27 protein-coding genes and 1 tRNA gene are annotated in these 25,215 nt (G+C 68.8%); 10 read left to right on the top strand and 18 right to left on the bottom strand.

The features are described 5' to 3' along the window. The 4 genes from ABT294_RS32920 to ABT294_RS32935 form a co-directional block, all read right to left on the bottom strand. Positions 1–1,119, bottom strand: a complete 1,119-nt coding sequence (locus tag ABT294_RS32920) for an ARPP-2 domain-containing protein (RefSeq protein WP_350810208.1) — start codon at positions 1,117–1,119, stop codon at positions 1–3. Then, positions 1,116–2,498, bottom strand: coding sequence for a hypothetical protein (locus ABT294_RS32925; protein ID WP_350810209.1), 1,383 nt, complete (start codon positions 2,496–2,498; stop codon positions 1,116–1,118). The genes ABT294_RS32920 and ABT294_RS32925 overlap by 4 nt, the downstream gene beginning before the upstream one ends. A 263-nt stretch (positions 2,499–2,761) precedes the next feature. Beyond that, positions 2,762–4,060 (bottom strand): alpha/beta hydrolase, encoded by a 1,299-nt coding sequence (locus ABT294_RS32930; protein ID WP_350810210.1) that lies wholly within the window; start codon positions 4,058–4,060, stop codon positions 2,762–2,764. A 163-nt stretch (positions 4,061–4,223) separates the two neighbouring features. After that, entirely contained in the window at positions 4,224–4,961 is a 738-nt protein-coding gene (locus ABT294_RS32935; protein ID WP_350810211.1) for a trypsin-like serine protease, read from the bottom strand. 218 nt (positions 4,962–5,179) lie between these two features. Here ABT294_RS32935 and ABT294_RS32940 point away from each other — a divergent pair, with 218 nt between their 5' ends. Then, the gene (locus ABT294_RS32940; protein ID WP_350810212.1) at positions 5,180–5,782 is read left to right on the top strand and encodes a hypothetical protein; all 603 of its coding nucleotides are present in this window, start codon (positions 5,180–5,182) and stop codon (positions 5,780–5,782) included. A gap of 161 nt (positions 5,783–5,943) precedes the next feature. Here the strand turns inward: ABT294_RS32940 and grrM are convergent, their stop codons facing one another. The 3 genes from grrM to ABT294_RS32955 all read right to left on the bottom strand — a co-directional run bounded on the left by grrM (position 5,944) and on the right by ABT294_RS32955 (position 8,412). Continuing rightward, positions 5,944–7,152 carry a cyclophane-forming radical SAM/SPASM peptide maturase GrrM/OscB gene (gene grrM, locus ABT294_RS32945; RefSeq protein WP_350810213.1) on the bottom strand — a complete coding sequence of 403 codons (1,209 nt, stop codon included), beginning with the start codon at positions 7,150–7,152 and terminating at the stop codon, positions 5,944–5,946. Beyond that, positions 7,149–7,385 carry a hypothetical protein gene (locus ABT294_RS32950; protein ID WP_350810214.1) on the bottom strand — a complete coding sequence of 79 codons (237 nt, stop codon included), beginning with the start codon at positions 7,383–7,385 and terminating at the stop codon, positions 7,149–7,151. The genes grrM and ABT294_RS32950 overlap by 4 nt, the downstream gene beginning before the upstream one ends. Positions 7,386–8,169: 784 nt before the next feature. Next, positions 8,170–8,412, bottom strand: coding sequence for a GntR family transcriptional regulator (locus tag ABT294_RS32955; RefSeq protein ID WP_350810215.1), 243 nt, complete (start codon positions 8,410–8,412; stop codon positions 8,170–8,172). Between the two features lie 332 nt (positions 8,413–8,744). Between ABT294_RS32955 and ABT294_RS32960 the strand changes: the two genes are divergently transcribed. The 4 genes from ABT294_RS32960 to ABT294_RS32975 all read left to right on the top strand — a co-directional run bounded on the left by ABT294_RS32960 (position 8,745) and on the right by ABT294_RS32975 (position 11,500). Further along, the gene (locus tag ABT294_RS32960; RefSeq protein ID WP_350810216.1) at positions 8,745–10,343 is read left to right on the top strand and encodes a hypothetical protein; all 1,599 of its coding nucleotides are present in this window, start codon (positions 8,745–8,747) and stop codon (positions 10,341–10,343) included. Between the two features lie 96 nt (positions 10,344–10,439). Further along, complete coding sequence (locus tag ABT294_RS32965; protein ID WP_350810217.1) at positions 10,440–10,844, top strand: hypothetical protein; 405 nt, start codon at positions 10,440–10,442, stop codon at positions 10,842–10,844. After that, positions 10,845–11,156 carry a hypothetical protein gene (locus ABT294_RS32970; RefSeq protein ID WP_350810218.1) on the top strand — a complete coding sequence of 104 codons (312 nt, stop codon included), beginning with the start codon at positions 10,845–10,847 and terminating at the stop codon, positions 11,154–11,156. 191 nt (positions 11,157–11,347) lie between these two features. Beyond that, positions 11,348–11,500, top strand: a complete 153-nt coding sequence (locus ABT294_RS32975; protein ID WP_350810219.1) for a CopG family ribbon-helix-helix protein — start codon at positions 11,348–11,350, stop codon at positions 11,498–11,500. A 1,176-nt stretch (positions 11,501–12,676) separates the two neighbouring features. Here the strand turns inward: ABT294_RS32975 and ABT294_RS32980 are convergent. Further along, positions 12,677–12,749 (bottom strand) — tRNA-Ala (locus tag ABT294_RS32980). Positions 12,750–12,819: 70 nt separating this feature from the next. Here ABT294_RS32980 and ABT294_RS32985 point away from each other — a divergent pair. Further along, entirely contained in the window at positions 12,820–13,743 is a 924-nt protein-coding gene (locus tag ABT294_RS32985; RefSeq protein ID WP_502912182.1) for an RNA polymerase sigma-70 factor, read from the top strand. Positions 13,744–13,747: 4 nt separating this feature from the next. On the opposite strand, the gene ABT294_RS32990 is transcribed toward ABT294_RS32985, so the two are convergent. The 3 genes from ABT294_RS32990 to ABT294_RS33000 are packed head-to-tail and all read right to left on the bottom strand — an operon-like array spanning position 13,748 to position 14,968. Beyond that, positions 13,748–14,281 (bottom strand): Clp protease N-terminal domain-containing protein, encoded by a 534-nt coding sequence (locus ABT294_RS32990; protein ID WP_350810221.1) that lies wholly within the window; start codon positions 14,279–14,281, stop codon positions 13,748–13,750. A 3-nt stretch (positions 14,282–14,284) separates the two neighbouring features. After that, positions 14,285–14,500, bottom strand: coding sequence for a helix-turn-helix domain-containing protein (locus ABT294_RS32995; protein WP_350810222.1), 216 nt, complete (start codon positions 14,498–14,500; stop codon positions 14,285–14,287). 48 nt (positions 14,501–14,548) lie between these two features. After that, entirely contained in the window at positions 14,549–14,968 is a 420-nt protein-coding gene (locus ABT294_RS33000) for a MarR family winged helix-turn-helix transcriptional regulator (protein ID WP_350810223.1), read from the bottom strand. A 49-nt stretch (positions 14,969–15,017) separates the two neighbouring features. Between ABT294_RS33000 and ABT294_RS33005 the strand changes: the two genes are divergently transcribed. Further along, a complete protein-coding gene (locus tag ABT294_RS33005) occupies positions 15,018–15,755 on the top strand; it encodes a dienelactone hydrolase family protein (protein WP_350810224.1) in 738 nt (245 codons plus the stop codon). A 63-nt stretch (positions 15,756–15,818) separates the two neighbouring features. On the opposite strand, the gene ABT294_RS33010 is transcribed toward ABT294_RS33005, so the two are convergent. The 6 genes from ABT294_RS33010 to ABT294_RS33035 all read right to left on the bottom strand — a co-directional run bounded on the left by ABT294_RS33010 (position 15,819) and on the right by ABT294_RS33035 (position 20,955). Next, a complete protein-coding gene (locus ABT294_RS33010) occupies positions 15,819–16,586 on the bottom strand; it encodes an alanyl-tRNA editing protein (protein ID WP_350810225.1) in 768 nt (255 codons plus the stop codon). A 62-nt stretch (positions 16,587–16,648) separates the two neighbouring features. Next, the gene (locus ABT294_RS33015; protein ID WP_350810226.1) at positions 16,649–17,908 is read right to left on the bottom strand and encodes a CynX/NimT family MFS transporter; all 1,260 of its coding nucleotides are present in this window, start codon (positions 17,906–17,908) and stop codon (positions 16,649–16,651) included. A gap of 125 nt (positions 17,909–18,033) precedes the next feature. Beyond that, positions 18,034–18,411: a hypothetical protein gene (locus ABT294_RS33020; RefSeq protein ID WP_350810227.1), complete on the bottom strand. Its 378-nt coding sequence runs from the start codon at positions 18,409–18,411 to the stop codon at positions 18,034–18,036. Continuing rightward, complete coding sequence (locus ABT294_RS33025; protein WP_350810228.1) at positions 18,408–18,770, bottom strand: hypothetical protein; 363 nt, start codon at positions 18,768–18,770, stop codon at positions 18,408–18,410. Before ABT294_RS33025 ends, ABT294_RS33020 begins: the two co-directional genes overlap by 4 nt. 65 nt (positions 18,771–18,835) lie before the next feature. Further along, positions 18,836–20,122: a serine hydrolase domain-containing protein gene (locus ABT294_RS33030; protein WP_350810229.1), complete on the bottom strand. Its 1,287-nt coding sequence runs from the start codon at positions 20,120–20,122 to the stop codon at positions 18,836–18,838. 143 nt (positions 20,123–20,265) lie between these two features. Beyond that, the gene (locus ABT294_RS33035; protein WP_350810230.1) at positions 20,266–20,955 is read right to left on the bottom strand and encodes a TetR/AcrR family transcriptional regulator C-terminal domain-containing protein; all 690 of its coding nucleotides are present in this window, start codon (positions 20,953–20,955) and stop codon (positions 20,266–20,268) included. Between the two features lie 83 nt (positions 20,956–21,038). On the opposite strand from ABT294_RS33035, the gene ABT294_RS33040 reads away from it, so the two are divergent. Together ABT294_RS33040 and ABT294_RS33045 are read left to right on the top strand one after the other, a co-directional pair. After that, positions 21,039–22,529 carry an MFS transporter gene (locus ABT294_RS33040; protein WP_350810231.1) on the top strand — a complete coding sequence of 497 codons (1,491 nt, stop codon included), beginning with the start codon at positions 21,039–21,041 and terminating at the stop codon, positions 22,527–22,529. Positions 22,530–22,630: 101 nt separating this feature from the next. Further along, entirely contained in the window at positions 22,631–23,125 is a 495-nt protein-coding gene (locus ABT294_RS33045) for a 2-thiouracil desulfurase family protein (protein ID WP_350810232.1), read from the top strand. On the opposite strand, the gene ABT294_RS33050 is transcribed toward ABT294_RS33045, so the two are convergent. Further along, positions 23,101–23,481, bottom strand: a complete 381-nt coding sequence (locus tag ABT294_RS33050; protein WP_350810233.1) for a hypothetical protein — start codon at positions 23,479–23,481, stop codon at positions 23,101–23,103. The genes ABT294_RS33045 and ABT294_RS33050 overlap by 25 nt on opposite strands. Positions 23,482–23,755: 274 nt before the next feature. On the opposite strand from ABT294_RS33050, the gene ABT294_RS33055 reads away from it, so the two are divergent. Beyond that, positions 23,756–25,126 (top strand): Dyp-type peroxidase, encoded by a 1,371-nt coding sequence (locus ABT294_RS33055; RefSeq protein ID WP_350810234.1) that lies wholly within the window; start codon positions 23,756–23,758, stop codon positions 25,124–25,126. The last annotated feature ends 89 nt before the right edge of the window (positions 25,127–25,215 follow it).

Genomic DNA, 25,215 nt, shown 5'->3' on the forward strand with positions numbered 1-25,215 from the left:
TCAGCCTCGCCTGGCCTTGCGGTAGCCGTCCAGCACGTCCTGCCGCAGCAGGTGCCCGAACCCGGCCCGCTCCAGCCGCAGCCCGAGGCTCGCGGTGTCGTCGCCGAGCGCGGCGGCCGTGCGTGGCAGGTGCCAGTCGTGCTCGGTCAGCCTGCTGAGCAGGTAGCCGCGCCGGCTCTGCGCCTCCGACAGCCGGAAGGTCTTCAGGTACGCCAACCGCCCGTCCTCGTCGACGATCGTCTCGCCGATGTGGTTCTCCCGCTGCCGCTCGAAGGAGGGCAGGAACCGCCGGAGGGTGAAGCGTCCGAGCCGGTACACGTCGTCGACCTGCGCCGGCGCGGCCAGCAGCCCGGCCGCCATGACCGAGTCGTGGAAGCGCGCCCACTCCCGCTCCTGCCGCACGGCCTGGCCGCGCAGGTCGGCCAGTGAGGAGACCGCGCTCTCGTCGATCACGGCGGGGAAGTCCCTGGCCGGGTAGAACAGGGCGTACTCGTGGATCAGCTCGCCGTACAGGTCCCGGACCAGGGTGGGGTGCAGCGCCCGATAGTCCTCCGGGTGCGGCACCACGAACGCGCCGGCCAGGGTGTCGCCGACGTACAGCAGCAGGCCGCACTGGCCCGGGTAGATCTCGAAGACGCGCAGCGCGTCGTCGAGCCCTCGCACCTGCGCGCCGCAGAACGCCTCCTCGACGCGGGAGGAGAGCCCGCGGGCGACCGTCTCGCGCGTCCACTCCGCCCACGCGATCACCGGGCCGCCGAAGTGCAGCGCGAGGAAGCCCTCAAGGGCGAGGTGCAGGGGCAGGAAGCGCAGCCGGTTCCGGTCCACCCGCCGCGCCATCCGGCGGGTGAACCTGATGCCCATGTGCTCCGGCCGCTCCCCCAGTTGCGTGCCGTACGCCGCGGCGGGCGAGCCGTCGTCGGTCCACGACGCGACGAAGGCGTGCGGGACGTAGGCGGTGTATACCGTCCTGTCCGGCAGGGAGACCATGGTCAGGTCGTCGCCGTAGACCTTGGCGTGCAGCCGCAGGTCCTCGATCGGCTCGGCCCGCACGAGCGGCACCAGCCGTACCGCGCCCCACGTCTGCGCGGGACGCGTCGCCAGCCCGGTGAGGTCGATCATCGCCGTGCCGCCCTGTCGCCCAGGTAGGCGCGCAGCTCGGTCAGGCCGGAGCGGCCCTCGGCGAACTTGGCCAGTTCCACCAGCGCGGGCAGGTCCTCGGCGTCGCGGATCCCGGCCGTCGGCACCATCGGCGACAGCCGCCGCACGTCGAACTGCCCGGCGTCGTAGACCGGATTCAGGTGCACGATGCTGACCTCCCCCGCCGGGTCGAGCCTGCGCCGCCAGACGCGCAGAACCTCCGCCGCCAGGCCGGGCGGCGCGTTGTCCCAGCCGTCGGAGACGATGACGAGCTGGTCGGGCCGATGCTCCAGCGCGTCGAGGACGCGCTGCCCCAGCGGCGACGGCCCCGAAGGCCGCGCCAGCAGCGGGTCGGCACGCCCCGACACCCAGAGGCCGCGGTAGCGGGCGGCCAGCGCCTCCAGCAGGTAGTGGCAGGCGAGCGCGACCGCCAGCGGGCGGCGGCGCTTCACCGGCGAGCCGAAGGAGGAGAAGCTGTCGTCCAGGACCGCCGCGACGCTCCCCCACGTGCCCCTGCGCGAACCCGCCGCGCGGCCCGCCGCCGCCCGCAGCGCGCCGACGAGCTCCGCGCGGCGCTCCTCCCTCGTCGCGGAAGGCAGCGAGAGCACGTAGGACGCCACCCGCACCAGCGGCATGGCCGCCAGGTCGGCCCCGGTGTCGACGCCGTCCTTGCCGGCCGACTCCGCCAGCCTCAGCCGCTCCAGCCGGGTCAGCCGGGGCGCGATCCGCTCCAGGAAGACCTCCCGGCTGATCCCGTGGCGGGCGGCGAAGCCTTCGGCGACCGTGTACGGGAGCTCGTACAGGGCCGCCTTCTCGTAGTGGGCGCGCCGCCACACGTCCAGGATGGGCGTGTCGAAGCGGGGGCGGCTGCGCGGCGCGAACAGGAAGTCGCCCAGCTCGCCCTCCAGCGTCAGGTGCGCGTGCCGGACCGCCGCCTTCACCGCCGAGCGGTACTTGACGGCGTCGAAGGCGAGGTCCTGGCGTCCGGCCAGCCACTCGCGGATGATCGCCCTGGTGCGCCGGTTGTTGACCCCGTCGCGCCGTAACTCCCGGAAGAGCCGGTACACGCGGGGCGGGCTCATGCGGGCCAGCCGCCAGGCGATCAGCGCCCCGTCGCCGCTGCCCGGCTCCCTCAGCAGGTTGCGGATGATCATCGCGGCGTTGTGGTCGTTGATGTCCAGCGCCAGCGTCAGCGCGTAGACATCGGGATAGTTGCCCTGGATGTACCGGTGCAGGAAGTCCAGGGAGAGCCGCTGCTCGTACCCGGCGCTGTGGAACTCGCGCTGGCCGGTGGCGGTGATCGCCGCGTTGGCGAAGAGCAGCACGTCCTCGCACTCGACCAGGTCGGCATAGGTGTCCATCGGGCCCCTCGCAGTGGCGGACTGGCCGGGGAGTGGAAGCGCGAACTGCGAAGCAAACGCTTTACAGGCGGGTTCCGGAAGTCGCACCGAAGTCCCGCGGCCAGCCTGGTTCGGACCTTACTGCGCCCTCCACGGTCACGCGACGGGATTTCCCGCCGGACACCCCGACCTCAGCGCGGCACGGCGCACAAGACCGCCCCTCATGCGCGCCGACGCCGGTCGCGGGAACCGCCCTCCTGGCCGGCGGATCTCCCGAGGTCAGGTCAGGCGTTGGGGCAGCGGGGCGGGGCCGTGCCGTAGGCGTACTGGAGGAAGTCGACCAGGTCGGCGGGCCAGGACCCCCAGTCGTGGCCGCCGGTGCCGTAGCAGTACCGGTGGGCCACCCCCAGACCGGTCAGCGTGGCGTCGAAGGCGCTCGCGTACGAGCCGAGGATGGCCTCGTTGACGCCCGTAGCCTCGGTGTTGGCGGGAGAGGTCGTGCTGTAGGCGCACTCGGGCGGCGCGGGGTCGTCTCCGTCGCCGTACAGAACCTGGCCGGGATGGTCGGGGTCGGGGGGCAGCGCGGCGCAGCCGCCGGCGTACAGGCCGAGCCGGCCGCTGAACGGGGCGTACCTGCCCTGCGTCACCAGGGTGGCCGGGTTGGCGGACGGCCAGTCGTAGACCGTCCTGCCGTCGACCACGCTGGTGGTGTGCGCCCCGAACAGGGTGTCGAGCCGGTACAGCCGCTGCTGGTCCTGGTCGAGCACCGGCAGGCCGTTGGCGTCGTACTTGTTGACCCGGAACTTGCCGTTGAGCAGGTCGAGCGGCGCGATGGAGGCGCCGGCCTGCCACATGGAGTCCGACAGCGTGCCCTGCGCGGGTTTGGCCCGCACGTCGATGCCCGGGGAGAAGGCGCCGATGACGGAGAACACGTCGGGGTGCGCGGCCGCGTACCTGAGTGTGCCGTAGCCGCCCATCGACAGGCCGGCGAGCCCGCGTCCCGAGCGGTCGGCGACGGTGTTGAAGTTGGCGTCCACCCAGGGGATGAGCTGGGCGATGTGGTAGGTCTCCCACTTGGGCGCGAAGTACCCGTCGGTGCGTCCGGCCCAGTCGGCGTACCAGCCGCTCAGCCCGCCGGTCGGCATCACGACGATGCCGTCGTACGGATGGCCGGGCACCGACGCGATCAGGGAGACGAGGTCGGCCTTGGTCGTCCACTCGTCGTAGCTGTCCCCGCCGCCGTTGAGCAGGTAGAGCGAGCGGTAGCGGGCGCTCCTGGCGGGGTCGTAGCCGCCGGGCAGATAGATCCGGACGGTGATCTGCCGGGCGAGCGGGTCGATCGCCGGGGTCCCCCCGGACGCCTGGAAGATCGCGGTGGACGTCATGGTGATGTCGCGCAGCTCCGACCCGTCCGCCTGCGGGTGCCGGTCCACCCGTAAGCAGGTGATGCCGAAGCCGTCGGGGTGGGGCAGGCTCGTCGAGCACGTCTCGGCCCGCGCCGCGGTCGCCGGAGCCACGACGGCACCGGCTGCCAGCAACATGCCGGCCAGCGCGCTCAGGGACCAACGCCTGGATCGTCGCATCAGGTCTCCTCCAGGAGCACTGTTACACAAACGATTGCTTGGCTGGGCTAGCTATGATCATGCCACCACGAAAGGGACGGCGACACCCCGCCCTCTCGTCCGGCCGACCACGCGCCGAGCCCGCCAGAGCATCCCGGAGCCTTGACCACCCACCGCGAGCAGGTCAGGGAAGCGTGACGTACTTGCCGAGGAACTTCCGGGCCGTGGCGGTGTCCAGGCGGTAGTCGTAGTTGGCCGCCTTGCACGCGTTGTCGGCTCCGGTGATGGTGGTGGCGACGACCAGGTGCGAGGTGGGACCTCCCAGGAAGTTCGGGCCGCCCGAGTCGCCGAAGCAGGTGCTGCCGTCGCCCTTGGACAGGTCCAGCCTCAGGTCAAGCCACCTGCGGGAGAGGTTCTTGAAGGAGATGGAGGTCTGGTTGCGGGTGTCGGTGTAGACGAACCGCCGTCCGTGCGGCTTCTTCTTTTTCGGGGCCAGAGAGCCGTACCCGACGGGAGTGAATCGCGCCGACTGCAGTTGATTGTCGGCCTTGAGACGGTCGAGCATGCCCAACGTAGGCAATTGGGCGGGCTTGATGTCGGGGATGGCGGTGTCGAAGACGACCACGGCCATGTCATGGTGCCCGTCCTTCTCGCTGAAGCGCGGGTCCGGCACGTAGCGACCCGTATAGACCTTGCTTCCGGGCCGGTAGTGACTGGCGAAGGAGACCCGGGCCGTCTTCATCTTTCCCTCTCCGCAGTGGGCAGCGGTGAGGAAGACGGTGGGCGAGACGAGGGTGCCGGTGCAGTACGTCCACGTGCCGTCGGGGTTCGGACTGTCGGAGATGAGGGCCCCCACTTCGGGGTGACCGTCTCCGTCAGCGGTGCCGTTGGTGATGGCCGATGCGGGGGTGGCGACAGTCATGACTATTGCGAAAAGAATCATGACAAAAGGGACAAAACGCATTCGGGAAGTGTAGCCGCCCGTAGCCTTAACATGACAAAACGGGTAAAAAGATCTACTAACCGCCTGTCAGGCGCCCGGTTTACCCGGCTCGTGACACCGAGCCCGCACACCACTGCCGCACGTCCACAGGGGCCCGAACACGCAAAACGGGGTGTCCCCCGTTGCTTTTGGCAGAGGTGAGCATCGACTCCTCGGGGGCCAGTGCCGCCGATTCACCTGCGCGGCAGGATCACCGCCGCGCCGAATCGAGGACGTCGAAGCCGGCGCTGGTCGCGGCCCAGCTGTGCGCAGCCTGGGCGGTGGGAGCGGTCGCACTGCCCATGGCGATGCAGGCCCTGGCGATGGCGGCGTTTGCCGGTGGGATGGGCCTCGTAGGCGTCTTTGCCGTGCTGGGCGCGTTGACCGTCCTGCCCTACCTGATCGTGGTGATCACGGTCACCCGTAGGGTGTCGGCCCTCGGGGCGACCGGTGGTCGTCGAGCGCTGTGGGCACCGCTGGTCATGGGCGGGGGAACCGCCGGGTGGGCGCTGGGACGGGCAGTGACCGACGTCGCCGGTCTCGGGGTGAACAGCAATACGCTGTTGACGTTCCTTCTCGGCAGGGTCCCGTACTCTCTGGCGGCCGGGATACTCCTGCGCGGCCGGCGGTTCAGCACTGCCGCGCTCGGGCTGAGCGTGCTGCTGATCGGCGTCGGCGTGGTGATACTGCGCCATGAGCCAACCGCACAGCAGCTAGAAGCAATGCACCATGAGCTCACGCTCTCCCAGGAACGGCATTGAAGATATCTTCGCGGACCGACCACACCTCAGCAGGCAATGGGTGGAGGTCAGGCCTCGACACCGCCCTGTGCAGTGCGTGCATCGAATGCTGGATACGGCAGACTTCCAAAGCTTGGTCCCGGACCCGCTGAAAACGCCCGTCCTCCCCGCCGGGTCCATGTTCAGCGGATGTCGCGGCATCGGTACCGCCCGGCGCCTTGGCGGGGGTCACACCTCTCGCACAGAACTGGCTGCGATCCGTTCCCGGTCGGCGCGTTCAAGGGCCTCCACGACCACGTCCGTAAGGGTTTGGCGATGCAAGCGGCAGGTGAGAGTCTCGGTTGTGGCCAGGGACCCGTTTTCGAAGTATTTGTTGGACACGAATCCCCTCCGCAGAAATCGAAGTATGCGCAGGTTTGCCTGCAGCGGCGGACCCCTTCTGCGACGTCTCGTGAAAGCCGGCCAGACAGCGGGCTGGCGGTCATGGCGGCAAGACTTTCCCGATGCAGGTTTCCCAGACGGAAACCGCCATATTGCACGCTTGCCGCCCCAGCGAATTCGGGCGAGAACGTTGAGACATCACCGTCTCGGCTCACCGTGATGATCCGAAACGGCTCCGTCTCGTATGGAGCACGCATGTACGAAGGATTCTCCAGCTTGTCTGCGATCAGGCCCACGATGTCCTCGAACTCACGGATGACCATGTCGGGCGCGCAGGATCTCCACAGCTGCCAGATCCGCTCCATGAACGCGCGATATTCTTTTACCATCATCGAGGTGTCGGCCTCTTTGAGCGATGTGGTGCGATGCTCGTTCTCGATCTCCTCGACGTTGAACCCCAGCCACCTGATGCTGTTTTCGTGGAAGAATTCAAACAGCGCGTCGGGATGAAGCAGCGCCTTACGCGTCAGCACGCACAGGGCTCCGGGCTCGATACCGTGCGTGCGGAGATGATGCAGGCCGCGAAGAGTGCGTGCGAGGCTACCGCGCCCTCCCCATGTCGGTCGTTGCCGGTCGTGCAGGAACGACGGCCCGTCCATGCTGAGCCCGACGGAGAACCTGTGACCGGCCAGGAATCGTGCCCAAGTGTCATCAAGCAGCGTCCCGTTCGTCTGGATGGCGTTCCACACGGTTCTGGCGTGAGAGTTGTGCGCCGCAATGAGTTCGACTGCGCGCTCATAGAACGGCAGACCAGCCGTGAGAGGTTCACCGGCGTGCCAAAGAAACTCCACCTGGTCGTCGACCAGGTCGCTTTCCAAGATCGCGCGAATGACCACCTCAAGAGTCTCCTCCGACATGATGCGGGCGTCGCGGCGTCCCGGGACGTAGCAATACAGGCAGTTGAGGTTGCACAGCGAAGTGGGCTGGAGAACGACAAGCCGGATCTTCATCGATTACTCGATTTGGCGAAGATGTTCGTCCAATGATTGTTATCCTGCCACGACTTTTGAAAAGCGTTCCACCACCAGACGCCGGTTTCGTCGGTTCCTTTCGGGCCGGCGCGAAACTCGAGCACGGTCTTGGGATCAAGGCGCCTTATGCGCGCACGGATAACTTCTTGGATTTCGTCGATCGACTCCATCAGCTCGGGGTCTTGATGATGCGCTTCCGGCAGTTCGTCCATGTGAACAGTGTGGACGCGCGTTGATCGGGAGTGTGGCATCTACCATGCGACCGCGTGTCGAACGAGGCGACCGCTTGGCCACGGAGCCGACCCCGAACTGATGGAGTTCTCGAATCCTGGGACGGCGACGTCGGCCGGCGCAGGTCATAGTTTGACCGTGTAGGCGTATGAGATACGACAAGGCACGTAGCACGGCGGTTCTCGCGCTATCCCAGCTCTCCTGCGCCGAACATCCCGACCCCGATGGCACGCATCACTCACGACAGCGCCGGACGTGCTGTACGGCATCGCCAACGAACCCGTCCAACCAAGCATTCTTCACACGCGCTCACAGCAACGCCGACGAACCCCACAGTCAGCCCCGACGACCCGCCAAACCGAAAACACAACACCACACCGACACGGCGAAGCGTGAGATCAAAGCGCCCGAGCGCAGCGAGGCCCTACAGGAGTCGGGCCCCCGGCCCGACTGGAAGAAACAGCCTGAGCCGACAACACGCGAAGCGCCCCCGGCGAAGCCCAAGCACTGCGCCAAAGGCGCCAAAAGAAAAACAGCCCTCGCGCAGCGAGGCCAATCAGCCCGACGCTGGGGGGCTCGGGGGGTTATCCCCCCGTCTAAACGACGAGGGGACCGAGGGAGCCAGCCCGAAGGGCTAGCGACCATAGGCCCCCAGTCCACCGTGGACCTAATGCGTGCTTACTCGAACACCGCGCCGCAGGTGGAGCAACTGCGCAGCGTCCAGGACACCATTAGTCCCCTGACCGCAGAGGCGAACAACGCTCGCTAGTTCGCCCTGTGGTCCTTAACGAAGAGTCCCCTACCGGGCGCCGTCTCGATCAAGTTCTCAGACTTGAGAACGTCGAGAGCCTTCTTAATCGTGATCCGGCTGAGCTCAAACTCCTGACGATCCCCAGCACGCCTGCCTGCCATAAGCCGACGGCCCAGGCGGGCGGCGCCGATCCTGGGGCGATCAGTGGCGGCCGAGGATCCTTCTTCGGATAACCCAGCAATGCCGACAGGCGTCATCACGGTTTGGTGTCGATCACGCGTCGCTGACCTGGTTGTGTCACGAAGAGTGACACCCGTGGACGGCTTGACCGTATCTCGTGTTGCGTCGTTCGTCCACGTAGGGACGACCACCGGTTAGCCGAATACGTGTTCTACAAGTTGTGATCATCACTGAACGTCGATCTTGACCTCAAGTGCCTCCCTCTGGGTTGATCAAGGTGTCCTTACTTCCTCATCCTCAAGAGCGGAGATCCCTGATGCGCCTGTTACCTGTGGCACGCCCTCACCCCGTCGGCCCCCTGCTCACTCGGCTCGCACGCCGGTCGGTAGGCCTCCTGTCGGTTTTCGCCATGGCAACCGGGCTTCTGCTCGCCCTGACTCCGACCGCCTCGGCCGCCGACTCCACGACAGACCTCGGTATGAGCTGGTCGGACCGGCCCGGTGATATCGCCGTCGGCAACGGAAAGGTCTTCGTCTCCAATGGAGACCGCATCGCTGTCACGGACGCAAAGGGCCAGCTCGTGGGCGCGATCACCAGCCTGTCCGACGCCTACGGGCTGGCCATGGCTCCGGACGGCGCTCACCTGTACGCGGCGCTGATCGGCCCCAGGCAGGTCATCGAGATCGACACCGCCAGCTTGGAGATCACCCGGCGCATCGACCTTGCCGCCTATCCGTGCCCGACGAACCTGGCGCGCTCCGGTGACTGGCTATGGGTAGGCTACGGTTGCCAGAGTGCCTGGGGCGGCGGCGTCATCGGGCTGGATCTGTCGACGACCGCGCCGCAGCCGGTCGCCGTAGCGACCGGCCTCTTCGGCGCTCCGGTGCTCGCCGCAGGCGGGAACACGCTGGCGGTCGGTGAGAGGCAACTGAGCCCTTCCGACATGTTCGTTTACGACGTGAGCGCAACGCCCACGCTGCGGGGCACGATCGACGGCCTCACCAACGAGACATCGGGCCCCATCGAACTCGTCGTCACCCCCGACGGGTCGAACCTACTCTCGGCATCGGCTGTCCCCTACCGCTTCGAAAGATGGGACACCACCACCCTGGCCAGGGTCCGTTCCTACGGCGAGGAGCCAGGCTCCCCCGGCTTTCCGATGGGCTTGGCGCTCAGCCCGGACGGAAAGCAGGTCGTAGGTGGGCGCACCTACGGCACCGATATCACCATGTACGACGCGACGACAGGGGCGAAGATCCACGAGGTGGACAACGAAATCGGCGACTTGGTCGCCGGCAGCGTCGCGTTCTTGGGCGCGGACGTCTTCGCTGTCCTGAGGTCCTCCAACGACGACAGCCTCCACCTGTGGCGACTCGAGGGCTTCACCCGCCCGGACTCGACGCTGACGTTGACGGCTCCCGCCGACCCGTTCGTGAACCGGCAGCTCGCTCTGACCGGGCGGCTTGAACTCCCCGGCGAGCCGGCTCCCGGTGCGCAGATCCTCACGGTGACACATCGCCTGCCTGATGGAACCAGCCAGCCGCTCGACAACGTGACAACCGCTGCGGATGGCAGCTTCACCGTCACCGACACCCCGACGGTCGGCGGAGAGCACGTCTACACCGTGTTCTGGGGTGGAAACGGCGGCTTCCGCGGGAGTATGGCTTCAGTGACGGCGACGGTCAAGTACGCGCCATCCCTCACGCTGACAGGCCCAGCCGGCGGACCGGTCGGCACGACGCTGACCTTCAACGGGGTGCTGCGATTCGACGGCCTGAACTCCACCGATGGCTTCACGCTCCAGGTGCGCCGGACTGTGAGCAACGGCAACGGCACCATCACCACGACTCTGCCGTCGGCGCACCCCAGCAGCAACGGGACATACCGCTTCACTGACCGGCCGCGTGAGGCCGGTATGTACACCTACACCGTCGAGTGGCTCGGCAACGGTCTCTTTCCTCCCGCGACGGCGAACCACGAAGTGCGGGTGCTGACGGTCGTCAAATAGCCGCCACCCTGGTGATGGGGCGAGCGCCGCTCGGCAACATCAGCGAGCGGCGCCCGAGCTAAGCCCCGCGGCAAGTCCGGGACCGACAACGTCCTGTTGGGCGATCTGACCGCCTGCCCGGACGTCCTCGTTTGGGGTGTGGATCTCAAGCGCGGGATGGAGCTGCAACCGTGGGCATCCTGCCTTGATCGGCTGGCCACCAGCCCGCGGGAAGCCGACGCCCTGTTCGCCGACGCGGTCACTTTGCTCGACGGACGGGCTGATCACCTGGCCCGGCACGGGCACCGCACCTGGGAGCCATCTCCGGACGCGCCTGCGCTGATCATCCTGGTAGACGAGTATGCCGAACTGGTCGACGAAGCTCCCGATGCTGAAGCTCCCGAGGCTTTTGTGCACGCCGACTCCATCGCCCGACGCGGTCGCGCCTTCGCCGTGCAGCTCGTGGCCGTTACCCAACGGCCCTCGCAGAAGGCCATGGGCAAGGGAGCCGTCCGCTCCTAGATGGACGTCTGCATCTCCCGTCGCGTCCGCGAACAACGTGATGTAGACCTGATCCTCGGACAGGGCCTGCTCAAGAACGGCTGGGATGCACACCGCCTCGACGCCCCGGCAAGTTCCTCATCTCCCCCCGAACACGACACCCCACGCCGCGCCCGGACCTACCTCCTCAACGACGACGGAGTACAGGCCACGGCGAAACAGCGCGCGGGACACCGCTCACCTCTCGATCAGATATCCGTCCAAGCCCTGGGGCAGGCTGCCGAGGTGCAGGCGACGTCATCTATCAAACTCATTCGATACGAAGCCGTATGAGAACCTGAGGAGGCGCTGACTGCGGCACTGAGGCGCGCCCTCAACGACGGGATCAGCCTCGCCGATCTCATACGCGCGACAGCCATGCGTCGAACATGGGTCTACCAACGCCTAATAGCCGGATGTGCGGCACGACCGCACTGCCCGGCAAGCGCCTCTTGATAACTGCATGACACGAAAGGAAGCCGTCAATGACGAGCGACCGAACGGCGCTGCCACCCGTGCGGGTGGATGCGGAGCTGAAGGACCGTCTCCGCAGGTACGCCGAGTCGCAGGAACGTGGTGTGTCGTGGCTGATCAGGAAGGCGATCGAGGAGTACCTCAACCGTCACGACAAGGGGTGATCCCTTGGCCAAGATCCTGATCGGCAAATACGAAGCGACCATCTACCCCAAGTGAGGCGGTAACACCGGAGCCATCTCCCTCGGGTTCCCCCCCGACGGCAGACGCAACCGCCCCAAGCGCAAGGGCAAGACCAACGCCGTCGTCAAGGACAAGCTCAAGAAGCTGGTCGAAGACCTTGAAGCAGGCATCACAACATCGGAGAACTACACCGTGGGTGAGGCGGTCAAAGGCTGGCTCGCCAAGGGCCTCAAGGGACGATCCAAAGCGACCATCGTCAAGCTAACAGGGCTCGCCGAGACTCACGTGGTTCCAGCGTTAGGGGCGGCAAGCTCCAACGACTGACCGCGGATGACGTGGACGACTGGCTTGATGGACTCGCGACCAAGCTAGCCACCAGGACTCTGCGAGAGGTTCACAGCATCATGAAGCGGTCCGTCCGGCAAGCTCAGGCCCGCGACAGGGTCCTCAGGAACGTGGCCGAGTTGGTCACCACGCCGGAAGGCACGGATGGACGTCCGAGCAAGCCGGGAACAAGCCGATGCGCTGCTGAAAGCCGCTGCATCATCCGCCCTGAACGCCTACGTGGTGTTGAGCCTCAGCACAGGCGTACGCACCGAGGAAGCCGTGCGTTGCAATGAGATCACGTCGTCACCTGGATACCCAAGACCAAGTCCTGGCGACCAGTGGCCGAAGTCGGCTTCAGGCACAACAGGATCGCCATCTACGTGTGGCGTGCCGTCCGCAGGCGAGGCATGGCACGATCTCAACCTGGTGTTCTGCACGAGCGTCGGTACCCCTCTCGACGCACACAACGTCCGGTGCTCATTCCGCCGGATCACCAAGCGGGCGCGACTCGGGACAGACTGGACGCCCCGAGAGCTACACCACTCCCTTCGTCTCCATTATGAGCGATCAAGGCGTTGCCATCGAGAGCTTCGCCGAGCACTGAGAGGGTGCCCCTCGTCGGCGACACGGCCCACGGAAGGCGCAAGGGCGGCGGTGTCACCTGACACCGCCGCTACGAACGCTCGGCGCAAGCGTGAAATTGAATACGCCCGAGCGAAGCGAGGCCCATTGGCCCGACGCTGGGGGTCCGGGGGTCATCCCCCGGGCAAAATGACGAGGAGACCGTGGGGAAGCGCCAAAGGCGCGACCACACCTCGCCGTACTCCGAGTGGAGCTATGGGGATTCGAACCCCAGACCTCCTCCATGCCATGGAGGCGCGCTACCAACTGCGCCATAGCCCCTTGCGATGCGTCGCCAAGTGTATCGGAATACGGGCGGCCTCGTGTCACGCCGAGCCGTCCGTGATACGTCATAGGTTTCGTGTCGACTTTCGATGAGCACCGGAGCCTGCTGACGGGTGTCGCCTACCGGATTCTGGGCAGCGTCGCCGACGCCGAGGACGTCGTGCAGGAGACGTGGCTGCGCTGGTCCGGGGTGGACGAGGCGGCCGTGGCCGATCCGAAGGCGTACCTGGTGCGGGTGACGTCGAGGTCGGCGCTCGATCGGCTGCGGTGGGCGAAGTCGCGGCGGGAGTCGTACGTCGGCCCGTGGCTGCCGGAGCCGATCAGTACGGCGCCTGATGCGGCGGAGCACGCCGAGCTGGCCGCTTCGGTGGAGTTGGCGCTGTTGGTGGTGCTGGAGACGTTGTCGCCGTTGGAGCGGGCGGTGTTCGTGCTGCGAGAGGCGTTCGACCTGCCGTTCTCGGAGATCGCGCAGGTGATCGGGCGGGCGGAGCCGGCGACCCGGCAGTTGGCGAAGCGGGCCCGTGATCACGTACAGGAGAAGCGGCCGCGGTTCGACGTGGATCCGGGCGAGCGCAGGAGGATCACGGAGCGGTTCGTCAACGCGTCCGTCAACGGCGATCTGGACGGGTTGATCGAGCTGCTCTCCAGCGACGTCACGCTGGTCAGCGACGGCGGCGGTAAGGCGAGGTCACCGCTGCGCGCTCTCACGGGTGCCGACAACGTCACCCGGTTCCTCATGTCGACCACGACGCCTGAGGGCATCGCGAAGTTCATGGCGTCGATCGGCGTCCAGGACTATGCGGACTTCTCGTTCGGCGTGCAGGAGGTGAACGGCGGCCCAGCGATGGTGCTGTTCGCCGGGGGCCGGGTGGTGACGGTCATCTCCCTGCTGGTCTCGGACGGCAGGATCGACACGATCTACCTCCTCGCCAATCCCGACAAGATCGCCCACCTGCCGTGGAGCGGAACCGCCACACGGCCAGGCGGGTAGAGGGTCAGGCGGCGCGCCGGACCGTCGGGATGCCCGCTTCGCGGACGAGCGCGCAGAGGTCGACGCCGGTGGCGCGCAGGATCCGTCCGGTGCCGTTGGAGCCGTCGGCGAGCAGCCCCCACAGCAGGCGCTCGCCCGTGACGGGTCCGGGCCGCGACATGGCCACCTCGACCGCCTTCCGCGCGTGCGCGGCGAGCGGGATCGCCCCGAGCGGCCCGTACAGGGTGACGCGCAGCGGCCTGATGCGGGAGCGGCCCAGCCGCCACAGCGCCGGGTCGTCGGTTCCGGCCCGGGTGCGGCGGTGGACGGCGTCGAGGTCGATGCCGAGCGTGGCGAGCAGCGTGCGCGCGTCGCCGGTGTCGACGTGTTCCCGTACGTCCTCGGGGGTCGCGGTGAACGTGTCGAGCGCGAAGGGACGCACCTCGGCCAGCCCGAGCAGCAGCAGCTCGGCGGGGAGCGCGGGACGTCCGGCGTCGAGGGCGTGGGTGCCGGCCTTGATGACGGCGCGGCGGGCGGCCTCGGTGAACCTGGCGAACAAGGACTACCTCCTGACCCGGCGGGCGTGCTTGCGATGGGCGGACTGCCGTTTGACTCCGAGCGCGTCCGCGATCTGCTCCCAGGACCAGCCCTGGGCGCGCGCGTTGGACACGTGCGTGGCCTCCAGCTCTTCCAGCAGGGCTCTGAGGGCGGCGACCGCCGCCAGGCCGACGCCGGGGTCGCGATCACCGGCCGCCTCGGCCAGTTCGGTGACTCTCATGGTGTCAGCATGTGCTGACAAGCACCCGCTTGTCAACATGTGCTGACACTAGAGCCGTTCCGCCATCAGGGCGAGGATCGGGAGGGCGTCCGCCAGCCGGGCGCGCTCCTCGGGCGTGAGCGTGCCCACCGCCGCCTCCAGCCGTTCCGTGATGACCCGTTCGCGGTTGTTCAGCGCCGCCTTGCCCGCACCCGAGATCGCGGTGATGACCCGGCGGCCGTCGGCGGGGTCGGGCTCCCTGGACACCAGCCCCCGCCTGTCCAGGCCGCCCAGGACGGTGCCGACGGCCTGCGCCGTCACCTTCTCCAGGGCCGCCAGCTGGGCCGAGGTGTGCGGCCCGTCGCGGTCCAGCCGCGACAGCACCGCGAGCTCGGTGAACGAGAGCTCGTCGTTCGAGGCGTTCGTGTAGAGCTGGCGGATGCGCCGGGCGAGGCGTCCGACGGCGATCCGCACATCTTCTGAGAGCACGAAAGCAAGTCTAGCTTTATCAATCTGGCTTTGGTAATTTCACCGCACTATGTGTTACGACGACGATGCGACACCACCCGCTCACAGCACGCCCCTCACCTCGACGTCCGCCGGGCCCGTCCGCCTCACCTCGGCCGACGGCACCGCGTTCGCCGCCTACGAGGCCCGCCCCGGCGACCAGCGGGGGCCGGGCGTGGTCATCCTGCCCGACGTGCGCGGGCTGCACGGCTTCTACAAACAGCTCGCCGTGCGACTGGCCGAGCAGGGGCATCCGGCCATCGCCATCGACTACTACGGCCGCACGGCGACCGACGACAGCCGCGACGCCGACTTCCCGATCATGGAGCACGTCACCAAACTCGGCAGGGACACCATCCAGGACGACATCATGGCCGCCGCCGAGCACCTGGGCAGGCCCGCCGTCGCGCTCGGGTTCTGCATGGGCGGACGCAACGCGTTCCTCACCTCGGCCCCGAGGTTCGGCTTCGCGGGCGTGATCGGCTTCTACGGCGCTCCCGGCATCGCGGGCCCGTACGGGCCGGGGCCGACCCAGCACGCATCAGAGCTGGACGCGCCGATCCTCGGCCTGTTCGGCGGCGCGGACCAGGGCATCCCGGCCGAGGCGGTGTCGGAGTTCGACCAGGCCCTGACGGCGGCAGGGGTCGAACACGAGCTGGTCACCTATCCGGACGCCCCGCACGGCTTCTTCGACGCCCACGCCACCGACCACGCCGCGGCCTGCCAGGACGCGTGGCAGCGGGTACTGGCCTTTCTGGCCGCCCGCTAGGTACCGGAGGACGCGTTCCTGACCTCGGCCCCGAGGTGAGGAGCCTGGCTTTCTGGCCGCCCGCTAGGTACCGGAGGGTCGCACGGTGGTGCGCATGGTCAGCGCGGCGTCGTCCAGCGTCAGGCCGACCGTGACCTCGCCGAGCTCGGAGGTCCGCGACACGTGCGTGCCGCCGCACGGGATCACGGCCTCCCCCTCGGGCAGCGCGCAGTGCCAGGTGCGGCGGGCGGTGAGCCCGCGGTCGGGCACGTCGAGCCAGACGGGCACGCCGGCGGCCACCCACGCCTTGAGCCGGACGTTGGCGTCGTGCGCGACCTCGTCGAGGTCCAGCCCTTCGGCCGAGAACCCCTTCTTGCGCAACGACTTGCCCAGCCGGTAGACGTCCACGCTGCCGTACGGTGAGATCCGCGAGGACGTGATCGCGCTCTGGTCGAAGTCGGGGTTCCCGAGCCCGTCGACCGCGACCTCCTTGCGCCAGCGGCCCGCCAGGGACGCGTTGAGCGCGAGCGCCGCCAGATGGCAGGCGGTGTGACCGGCCGACAATCCCGCCCGGTACGCGGCGTCGACCGAGAGCTCGACTTTCGCGCCCACGTCGAGCGGGCTCTCGGTCAGGTGGACGACCAGCCACTGCCAGCCGTCGGCGCCGCGCCGGACGGGGATGTCGGCCCCGAGGACGACCTCGCCGTCGTTCGACTGTGCCCCCGAGACGCAGTCGACGACCGGCAGCCCGCCGATGGTGCCGCGGTCGGCGGGCTGGTCGGGCCAGGTGTGGTCGAGCGGATGGAACGGCGTCTCGGCGACGATCAGGCCGTGCAGACCCCCCGCCTGCACGGTTCCGACGATCTCCGAACGCCCGCTAACCTGGCCGTCTGGGAAGGTGACTACTGTCTGGTTCACCTCTTTATTGTTTCAGGCAGCTCGATCGCCTTCGGCAGCCGTTCGTCCTCCAGGTAGCGGTCGCGTCCCGCGTACAGGCCGGTGAACAGCTGCGCGACGAGCACACCGAAGATCAGCGTGTACGTCAGCGCCCAGCCGCCGGTCAGCTGGTGCAGCACGCCCACGAGCAGCGGGCCGGCGCCCGCCATCAGATATCCGGCGCTCTGCCCGAAGGCGGACAGGGCGGCGGTCGCCTCCGGCGTGCGGGTGCGCAGCGCCAGCATCATCAGCGCCAGCGGGAACGAGCCCATGCCGAGCGCCACGAGCACCACCCAGACCAGCGCGGTGGAGCCGGGCGCGAACCAGAGCCCGAGGAAGCCGACCGTGTACGAGACGACCAGGCCCACCACGACCGGACGCTGGTCGCGGAAGCGCGAGGCGACCATCGGCACCAGGATCGACACCGGGATGTTCAGCGCGGTGAACACCCCGAGGATCACCCCGGCCTGGCCGGTGCTGAAGCCGCTGTCGAGGAGGATGGTGGCGAGCCAGCCGAACATGATGTACGCGATCATCGACTGGGTGCCGAAGTAGATCGCGACCATCCAGGCCAGCTTGCTCCTGGCGAGCTGGCGGATGCCCGCGTCTCTCTGGCCGGTGTCGCGCTCCGGCTCACTGCGCAGCAGCGCAAGCCACGGAATGGCGGCGACGACGGCCAGCGCCGCCCACACGCCGAGCGCGATGTGCCAGTTGCCTGACGCGCGCTCGATCGGCACGGTCGCGGCGGCGGCGAGCATGGTGCCGACCGCCAGGGCCGTGGTGTAGACGGTGGTCATGATCCCGGTACGGGCCGGGAAGTGACGCTTGATCAGCGTCGGGATGAGCACGTTGCCGACGGCCCCGCCCGACAGCGCGACCGCGCTGCTCAGCAGGAACACCGGCGCCGAGTCGACGAGTGACCGGACCAGCAGGCCGACGCCGAGCGTCACGAGCGCGAGCAGCAGCAGCCGGTGCTCGCCGACCCGCCTGGCCATCGTGGGGGTCACCGCGCCCACCGTGGCGAAGGCCAGGACGGGCAGCGTGGTGAGCAGTCCGGTGCCGACGCTCGACATGCCGAGCGCGGCGGCGAGCTGGTCGAGCAGCGGGCCGACGGAGGTGACGGCGGTGCGCAGGTTCAGCGCGGCGAGCACGATCCCCAGCACGAGGAGCCAGGCAAGGGAGCTGGTTCTGCCTCGGGACTCTTGGGCCAGCACGCTCATGGGGGACCGGTCCTCCACTCATCAAATCATGGGACGAATAACCTCCCCAACAGTAGCAAAATCAACATTTATTCCTGACCATCGGGGCCCCCTATGACAAACCTCCCAGTTCACACCGAAGGTCTGGGTCCCGCGGAAGGGCGTCAACGCCTGCGCAGCAGCCAGTACAGGCCCACCAGCGGCAGCACGAGGGGGATGAACAGATACCCCTTGCCGTACACCGACCAGACCGTGTCGTGCGGGAAGGCGGCCGCGTCGACGACGCTGGCGGTGCCGACGACCAGGACGCCGGCCAGCTCGACGCCCAGCGCCGCCAGCGCGACTCGGCGCGCGCCGCGCGCCAGGGCCACGGTGAGCAGGATGTAGACGAGCGCGGCGAACGCCGACAGCGAGTAGGCCAGCGGCGCCTCGTCGAAACGGAGCACGATCTGGACGGCGGCGCGCGCCCCGGCGGCCAGCGCGAACAGCCCGTAGACGGCGAGCAGCGCCCGGCCCGGCCCCGTACTGATGGGGGACGTCATGCGCCGCCCTGCCAGATCTGCAACAGCCGGCCCGTCATCACCGCGATCGCGAACCCGGCCACCACCAGGATCGCGGGCCCCCACCGGCTCCGCTCGGCCAGCGCCAGGACGACACCGGCGGGCGGGATCACGATCTGGCCGCCCACGTACCCGAAGAGCGTGACCTTGTCGGCCGGGCCCTGCCCGCCGGCCACCGCCGCGATCACGAAGCCCGCCTGGACCAGCACCGCGACCTCCAGCACGGCGAACCCGACGAGCAGGACCATGCCCATCGGCCGGTTGCGGATCGCGACGACCAGGCTCGCCACCGCGAGCAGCAGCGACCAGACGATCACGATCGTGGAAACGGTGGTGTTCATCGGGGGAAAGGCTATCGCCCGCGCAGGTCGCCCTCGATTCCGTCCGCGTTCCGACGGAAGCGGGGTCAGCGCTTCAAGGGCAGCCCTCCCGTGGGGAACGGCAGGAAGGGCGCCCGCGACGTCCTGGCTTCGCGCTGACCGCACAGCGCCAGGGAGACATGGTCGACGAGCGCGAAGTCGATCGGGCTGGGCTCGATGGTGCCGTCGTCATGGACGCGCTGGTACTTCGTCCAGTTGACGCCGAAGGAGAGCTGGCGGTCGCCGTCCGGGCTGGACAGCGACTGCGTGGCCATGCCGAACACGGCGCCGTCGTGCCCCCAGAACCGCCCGCAGGGCAGGTCGAGGGCGTAGATGCCGAGACCGTAGGGCAGCTCCGCGCCGCCGGCCAGGATGGGCACCGTCTTCTGCATCTCGGCGAGCTGCGCGCCGCCGATCAGCTCACCGCGCAGCAGCGCCCGGTAGAAGCGGTTGAGGTCGTCCATGGTCGACACGACCGCGCCCGCCGTGCTCGCCCAGGACATGTTGTAGACGCTGTAGTCGCGCGGCGGGTCGATCAGCCCGAACAGGGACTCGTACGCCTTGGAATGCGGTCCAGGGATGTGCGGCGTGCGGGGGAAGGACGTGTGCCGCAAGCCGGCCTTCTCGATCACGTTGCGGGTGATGTACCGCTCGGCGCCGACGCCTGTCACCTTCTCCAGCAGCAGGCCCGCGATCACGTAGTTGGTGTTGGAGTACGACCCGGGTGTCGCCCCCGGCTCCCCGGTCGGCGGCGCGGCCAGGCCGAACTTCACCAGCTCTGCCGGTTCGAACGCGCGGAATCGGTTGTCGTCCAGGCTGGCGGGCGAGCCCTCCAGGAGCGAGGGGAACGCCCCTCCCACGTAGTCGCCGATGCCGCTGGTGTGGTTGAGCAGCGTCCGCACGGTGACCTTGTGGCCGCGATCGCCGGGGATCAGGCCGGGCAGGTAGCGGCTCACCGGCGCGTCCAGTTCGACGGTGCCGCGCGCCACCTGCTGCAGGATCGCCACCGAGGTGAAGGTCTTGCTGATGCTGCCGATCCGGCGCAGCATCAGCGGCTGCACCGGGCGGCCGGTCGCCACGTCGGCGACGCCGGCCGCGCCCTGCCACGTCTGGCGCGCGTCGCGCACGCCGGAGTAGATGCCGAACATCCCGGCCTGGTGGACGGCGTCGAGGGACTGCTGGAGCGCCCGCTGGTCAAGCCCAGGAGCTTGGGCCGCCGCGGCCGTCCCGGGTGCGGTCAGGACGCCCACCGCGAGCAGGGCGCCCACCGCGGCCCGGACGATCATCCGCTTGCCGGCGGTCTCTAACGCATGTCTGGATTGGCGAGTACGCATGGGCATCACCCTGATCGCTCGCGTGCGGCGAGGTTAGTCCGCTGTGTCATCGGCTCTGCATGACAGCTGTCATGACGCAGACGCGCGTGCTCGTTCTCCGACGGTTGTCCCGCGTACGGATCGGCGCGGAGCAGGATGTTGCGCTATCGGCGGCGCAGGTCGCCTTCGACTCCGTCCAGCAGCCAGTTGAGCCCGCGCTCGTAGTTGTCGTCGGCGCCCGCGACCCCTCGCTCGATCATCGGCGCGAGCCGGGGGAACTCGCCGCTGGCGATCAACTCCCGCATGTACGGCTCGGCGACCGCGGCGCGCTCGGCGTCGTTGACGCCGTCGGTGCGCGGTGCGGCGCGTTCGAGCGACTCCCGGATGGTGAAGCCCAGCGAGTAGTCGTCGATCGCAGCGAGGATGCGCCACTTGGTCAGCTCGTCCACGCCGAGCCCGTCGAGGGCGGCCAGCGACTGCTCCACGTGACGCAGCCCGTTCGGCCCCACCGAGACGCGCTGCGACACCAGGTCCACCCGCCACGGGTGGCGTCGGACGGCCTCGCGCTCGCGGCGGGCGATCACCAGGATCGCCTCGCGCCAGTCGGCGGGCAGCGGCTCCTCGACCAGCACCTCGGCGGCCACCTCGTCAGCCATCAGGTCGAGGAGGTCCTCCTTGCGCTCGATGTGCGTGTACAGGCTCATGGCCCGCGCGCCCAGTTCGGCGGCGACGCGCCGGATGGAGACGGCGGCCAGGCCCTCCGCGTCGGCGATGGCGATGGCCGCGGCCACGATCGCTTCACGGGTCAGCGCGGGACGCCGCTGCGGCGCAGGACGCGACCAGACGGAACTCATGCACCTCACGATACAGCGTACGGATATCGCTACACCTCGGTCTGGCCGCTACACCGTAGCGGCTCGGTGTTACGCTGTACGACATGCGATACACCGTAGCGCCCTCGCTTCGAACCACCGGTCTCGTCGTCCTGCTCGGCGTGATCATGACGATCCTCGACACAACGATCATGAACGTCGCCGTGAACGCCCTCGCCCGCGACTTCCAGACGACCCTCGCCACCATGCAGTGGGTGATCACCGGCTACCTGCTGGCCTTGTCGATGACGATCCCCATCACCGGCTGGGCCGTCGGACGGTTCGGCGCCAAGGCGGTCTGGCTGGCCTCGCTCGTGCTGTTCACCGGGGGGTCGGTGCTCAGCGCGGCGGCCTGGTCCGTCGGCAGCCTGGTGGCGTTCCGCGCGGTGCAGGGGCTGGGCGGCGGCCTGCTCATGCCGGTCGGCCAGGCAATGATCGCCCAGGCCGCCGGCCAGGAGCGGATGGGCCGGGGGATGGCCATGATCTCGGTGCCCGCCATGCTGGCCCCGGTCCTCGGCCCGGTGCTCGGCGGCGTGATCGTGGAGAGCCTCGACTGGCGCTGGCTGTTCCTGGTCAACGTCCCGGTCTGCGCCGTCGCCCTCCTGGCCGCGATCATCCTCCTCCCGAACGCCGCCCCGGCGAACACCGAACCCACGCACAGCAAGCAGACGGACGCCGAGCAGCAGCCCGGCGGGCCGACCGGCAGCGACCCCGCGGCCGGCGAGCGGGCGGACCGAAGGCAGACCGCCGTCGCCTCGAGGGCCGGCGAGCCGGCGGGCAACGCGCGGACGGGCGGCGAGCAGCGGCGGGGCGGGAGGCTCGACGTGGTGGGTCTCGTGCTGCTCTCCCCCGGGCTGGCCGGGCTGGTCTTCGGCCTGTCGGAGGTGGGCAACGGCGCCTCGCTCGCGCATCCGGCCCTGTGGATCGGGCTGGCCCTGGTGGCGGCCTTCGTGATCCGCGCCCTGCGCACGTCGGAGACCCTGCTCGACCTGCGGCTGTTCGGCGACCGGACGTTCGCCGCCGCCGTCGGCACGCTGGTCTGCTACTCGGCGGCGCTGTTCGGCGTCACCGTGCTCGTGCCGCTGTACAGCCAGCTCTCCTCGGGCGGCAGTGCGCTCGACGCGGGTCTGCTGATGGCCCCGATGGGCGTCGGCGCCGCGCTGACCATGCCGATCGCGGGCAGGCTCACCGACCGCGGCGGCCCGCGCGGGGTCGGCGCGGCGGGCATCGCGGTGGCCGTGGCCGGCATGCTGGCCTTCGTCGCGTTTCCCGGGTACGTCCCGATGTTCGTGCTGGGTCTCGGGCACGGCCTGGTGGCGCCGTCGGTCGCGGCAGCGGCGTTCAAGACCCTCGACAGGGCGGCCATCCCCGCTGGATCGACGCTGAGCAACATCGCGGTACGCCTGGCGTCGTCGTTCGGCGTGGCGCTCCTGGCCGTGCTGCTGCAGGTGTTCACCAGGTCAGGAGCGGCGCAACCGTTCACGTACACGTTCTGGTGCGCGATCGCCCTGGCGGCCGTCTCGCTCGCCCCACTCGCCCTGATCCGCCGCGCATAGGAACCCTCGCCGCCCGCATCAGCCGACATTTCCCCCGGAAACACTCCCTCCTGCGGCTCTCGTCCGTCTCCCACCCGTTATGCGCGCATAGGATCGACTGCGTGGAACGGATCCTGGTCAGTGCCTGCCTGATGGGCCGGAAGGTGCGCTACGACGGCCACGCGAAGACGAGCCACGACGCGCTGCTGGCCGCCTGGCGGGACGAGGGCCGCCTGGTGCCGTTCTGCCCTGAGGTGGAGGGCGGGCTGCCGATCCCCCGGCCCGCCGCCGAGATCGAGGGCGGCGTCGGCGGAGCCGCCGTGCTCTCGGGCGCGGCCCGGGTGCTGGCCACCGACGGGTCGGACGTGACGGCCGAGTTCCTGGCCGGAGCCCAGGCGGCGCTCGCCGTGGCCCGCTCGTTCGGTGTCAGGCTGGCGGTGCTGAAGGAGGGAAGCCCGTCGTGCGGCGCGTTGTCGATCTACGACGGGACGTTCAGGGGCCACCGCACGCCCGGCAAGGGCGTCACCACCGCGCTCCTGGAGCTGAACGGGATCCGCGTGTTCAACGAGGAGCACGTCACCGAGGCGGCCGACTACCTGCGCACCCTCGAGACGTAGAGGGCGCCGCCGAGGCCGGCCGTGAGTAAGGTCGCCATGATGCGGTGGTACCAGGTGTTGAGGGTGGTGGCCTCCCCCGCGCCGAACGCCAGGGCCAGGATGCCGAGCAGCACTCCCGACAGCGCGCCGGCGTGCGTGTAGATCAGCCCGTTCCAGGCCCAGGGGCGCCCCGACAGCGCTCCGTACGCGCCGACGGCCACGGCCACCGCGCAGAGCGTCTCGGCGATCGTGGCCGGGGGGATCACCGGTTCGCTCAGCGGGCCGATCGCGACGCCGGTGTGCAGCACCGCACCGACGCAGAAGACCAGCGCATACACCACCGAGAGGGCTCCCAGGGCTTTCCGCAGTGCGTCCATGCCGACGAGGTTCCCACCATGGGGAGGTCCGGCGAATCAGACTGTGGGCTGATCCTTCAGCTACACCGTCAGCAGTAGCGGCTCCCCGGCAAGAAACAGGAAATCGAAACAACCGGAATTACCGGAAACTTTGCCGCACCCCCAGGAGTCATATCAATGGGGCGCGTTGGAATTACGGGGATATTTGGCTCATTAACAGCTAGCCGCGCTGTGCCCGATTCCCGATGACGCGACCAGGGGGCTCGAATCACCACAACGGGGAGAGGACTCGGCAATGCCTGTCGATCTGACCAACGCACAACCCCTGGCCTGGGACTCGGCCACGCTCGACACGGACACCAAGGTGATGCTGGACAATCTCCAGCCCAACATCCTGCGCGCGCACGTGCGCGAGCACCTGTCCGTCCTGTTCGTCCGCTTCAACGACATTCCGGAGGGTCGGCGCTTTCTCCGGCACCTCGCCGAAACCCGGATGAAGTCGGCCCGCAAGCACCTGGAAGAGATTCGCGACTTCGCCGGAAACCGCACCAGCGGCACCCCCTACGTGGGCGTCGGCATCAGCAAGGCCGGATACCGCGACCTCGGCCACTCGGTCGAGGACATGCGCAGATTCGGCGACAAGGCGTTCCGCGACGGCATGAAGCGCAGGGGCGCCGAGATCGACGATCCGGCCGTGGACCAGTGGGAGAACTGCTACCAGCGGGAGATCCACGCCGTGATCCTGATCGGCGACGCGACCCCCGAGCCGGTGGCCGCGCTGCGCGAGGAGATCCTGGGCGAGTTGCCCGCCAGCGCCAGGCTGCTGGGCGAGGAGACGGGCCAGGGCATGCGCAATCCGGCGGGTGACGGCATCGAGCACTTCGGGTACGTGGACGGCCGCAGCCAGCCGCTGTTCGTCAAGGACGAGGTGGACAAGGAGCCCAAGGAGCACTGGAACCCGGCGTTCCCGCTCGGGAACATCCTGGTGGCCGACCCGCTGGCCCCGAACCCTGGCAGGCACTTCGGCAGCTACTTCGTCTTCAGGAAGCTGGAGCAGGACGTCCGCGCGTTCAAGGTGATCGAGCAGGAGCTCGCCGACAACCTGGGCCTGGCCGGCGCCGACTGCGACAGGGCGGGCGCCATGCTCATCGGACGCTTCAAGGACGGCACCCCGATCACCGCCAAGGCCAGGCCCGCGGGCGGCCCGGTGAGCAACGACTTCACCTTCGACGCCGACGACGGCAGCAAGTGCCCGTTCAGCGGTCACATCCGCAAGACCAACCCGCGCTCGTTCGGCCGTGAGGTGCTCATGGTCCGGCGGGGCCAGACCTACGGCGTGCGCACCGACGACCCGTGGGACGACTCCCCGCCGGAGACCCGCCCGAGCGGCGAGGTGGGGCTGCTGTTCATGGCGTTCAACTCCAGCCTGGTCAGCCAGTTCGAGTTCACCCAGCACAGCTGGGCCGACAACCCGGACTTCCAGCAGCCGGGCACCGGCCACGACCCCGTCATCGGGCAGGGAGACCGGAACGTCAAGGTCACCTTCCCGAAGGTGTGGGGCAGGCCGGAGCAGTCCGCGCCGCAGGCCCAGGTGGCCCAGACGATCACGATGAAGGGCGGCGAGTACTTCTTCATGCCGTCCCTGGCGTACCTGCGCGCGCTGTAGGAGGACGCGGGCCGTCGAGTTCCTGCTCGGCGGCCCGCGGGCCCGCCCTCGCCGCCGAGCGGCGCGCAAGGCCCGCCCCGGCACGTCGC

The sequence above is a fragment of the Nonomuraea sp. NPDC000554 genome (genome assembly GCF_040300065.1).
Classification (GTDB): domain Bacteria; phylum Actinomycetota; class Actinomycetes; order Streptosporangiales; family Streptosporangiaceae; genus Nonomuraea.

What these genes read in the sequence shown, in the direction of transcription:
- ABT294_RS33025 (WP_350810228.1), bottom strand. Translation starts at nt 18,770, where the DNA reads ATGAACACCACCGTTTCCACGATCGTGATCGTCTGGTCGCTGCTGCTC.
- ABT294_RS32960 (WP_350810216.1), top strand. Translation starts at nt 8,745, where the DNA reads ATGGCAACCGGGCTTCTGCTCGCCCTGACTCCGACCGCCTCGGCCGCC.
- ABT294_RS33055 (WP_350810234.1), top strand. Translation starts at nt 23,756, where the DNA reads ATGCCTGTCGATCTGACCAACGCACAACCCCTGGCCTGGGACTCGGCC.
- ABT294_RS32930 (WP_350810210.1), bottom strand. Translation starts at nt 4,060, where the DNA reads ATGCGACGATCCAGGCGTTGGTCCCTGAGCGCGCTGGCCGGCATGTTG.
- ABT294_RS33005 (WP_350810224.1), top strand. Translation starts at nt 15,018, where the DNA reads ATGTGTTACGACGACGATGCGACACCACCCGCTCACAGCACGCCCCTC.
- ABT294_RS32925 (WP_350810209.1), bottom strand. Translation starts at nt 2,498, where the DNA reads ATGGACACCTATGCCGACCTGGTCGAGTGCGAGGACGTGCTGCTCTTC.
- ABT294_RS33050 (WP_350810233.1), bottom strand. Translation starts at nt 23,481, where the DNA reads ATGGACGCACTGCGGAAAGCCCTGGGAGCCCTCTCGGTGGTGTATGCG.
- ABT294_RS33040 (WP_350810231.1), top strand. Translation starts at nt 21,039, where the DNA reads ATGCGATACACCGTAGCGCCCTCGCTTCGAACCACCGGTCTCGTCGTC.
- ABT294_RS32955 (WP_350810215.1), bottom strand. Translation starts at nt 8,412, where the DNA reads ATGACGCCTGTCGGCATTGCTGGGTTATCCGAAGAAGGATCCTCGGCC.
- ABT294_RS33020 (WP_350810227.1), bottom strand. Translation starts at nt 18,411, where the DNA reads ATGACGTCCCCCATCAGTACGGGGCCGGGCCGGGCGCTGCTCGCCGTC.
- ABT294_RS33035 (WP_350810230.1), bottom strand. Translation starts at nt 20,955, where the DNA reads ATGAGTTCCGTCTGGTCGCGTCCTGCGCCGCAGCGGCGTCCCGCGCTG.
- ABT294_RS32970 (WP_350810218.1), top strand. Translation starts at nt 10,845, where the DNA reads ATGGACGTCTGCATCTCCCGTCGCGTCCGCGAACAACGTGATGTAGAC.
- ABT294_RS32950 (WP_350810214.1), bottom strand. Translation starts at nt 7,385, where the DNA reads ATGGACGAACTGCCGGAAGCGCATCATCAAGACCCCGAGCTGATGGAG.
- ABT294_RS32920 (WP_350810208.1), bottom strand. Translation starts at nt 1,119, where the DNA reads ATGATCGACCTCACCGGGCTGGCGACGCGTCCCGCGCAGACGTGGGGC.
- ABT294_RS32995 (WP_350810222.1), bottom strand. Translation starts at nt 14,500, where the DNA reads ATGAGAGTCACCGAACTGGCCGAGGCGGCCGGTGATCGCGACCCCGGC.
- ABT294_RS32935 (WP_350810211.1), bottom strand. Translation starts at nt 4,961, where the DNA reads ATGACTGTCGCCACCCCCGCATCGGCCATCACCAACGGCACCGCTGAC.
- ABT294_RS33030 (WP_350810229.1), bottom strand. Translation starts at nt 20,122, where the DNA reads ATGCGTACTCGCCAATCCAGACATGCGTTAGAGACCGCCGGCAAGCGG.
- grrM (WP_350810213.1), bottom strand. Translation starts at nt 7,152, where the DNA reads ATGAAGATCCGGCTTGTCGTTCTCCAGCCCACTTCGCTGTGCAACCTC.
- ABT294_RS32975 (WP_350810219.1), top strand. Translation starts at nt 11,348, where the DNA reads ATGACGAGCGACCGAACGGCGCTGCCACCCGTGCGGGTGGATGCGGAG.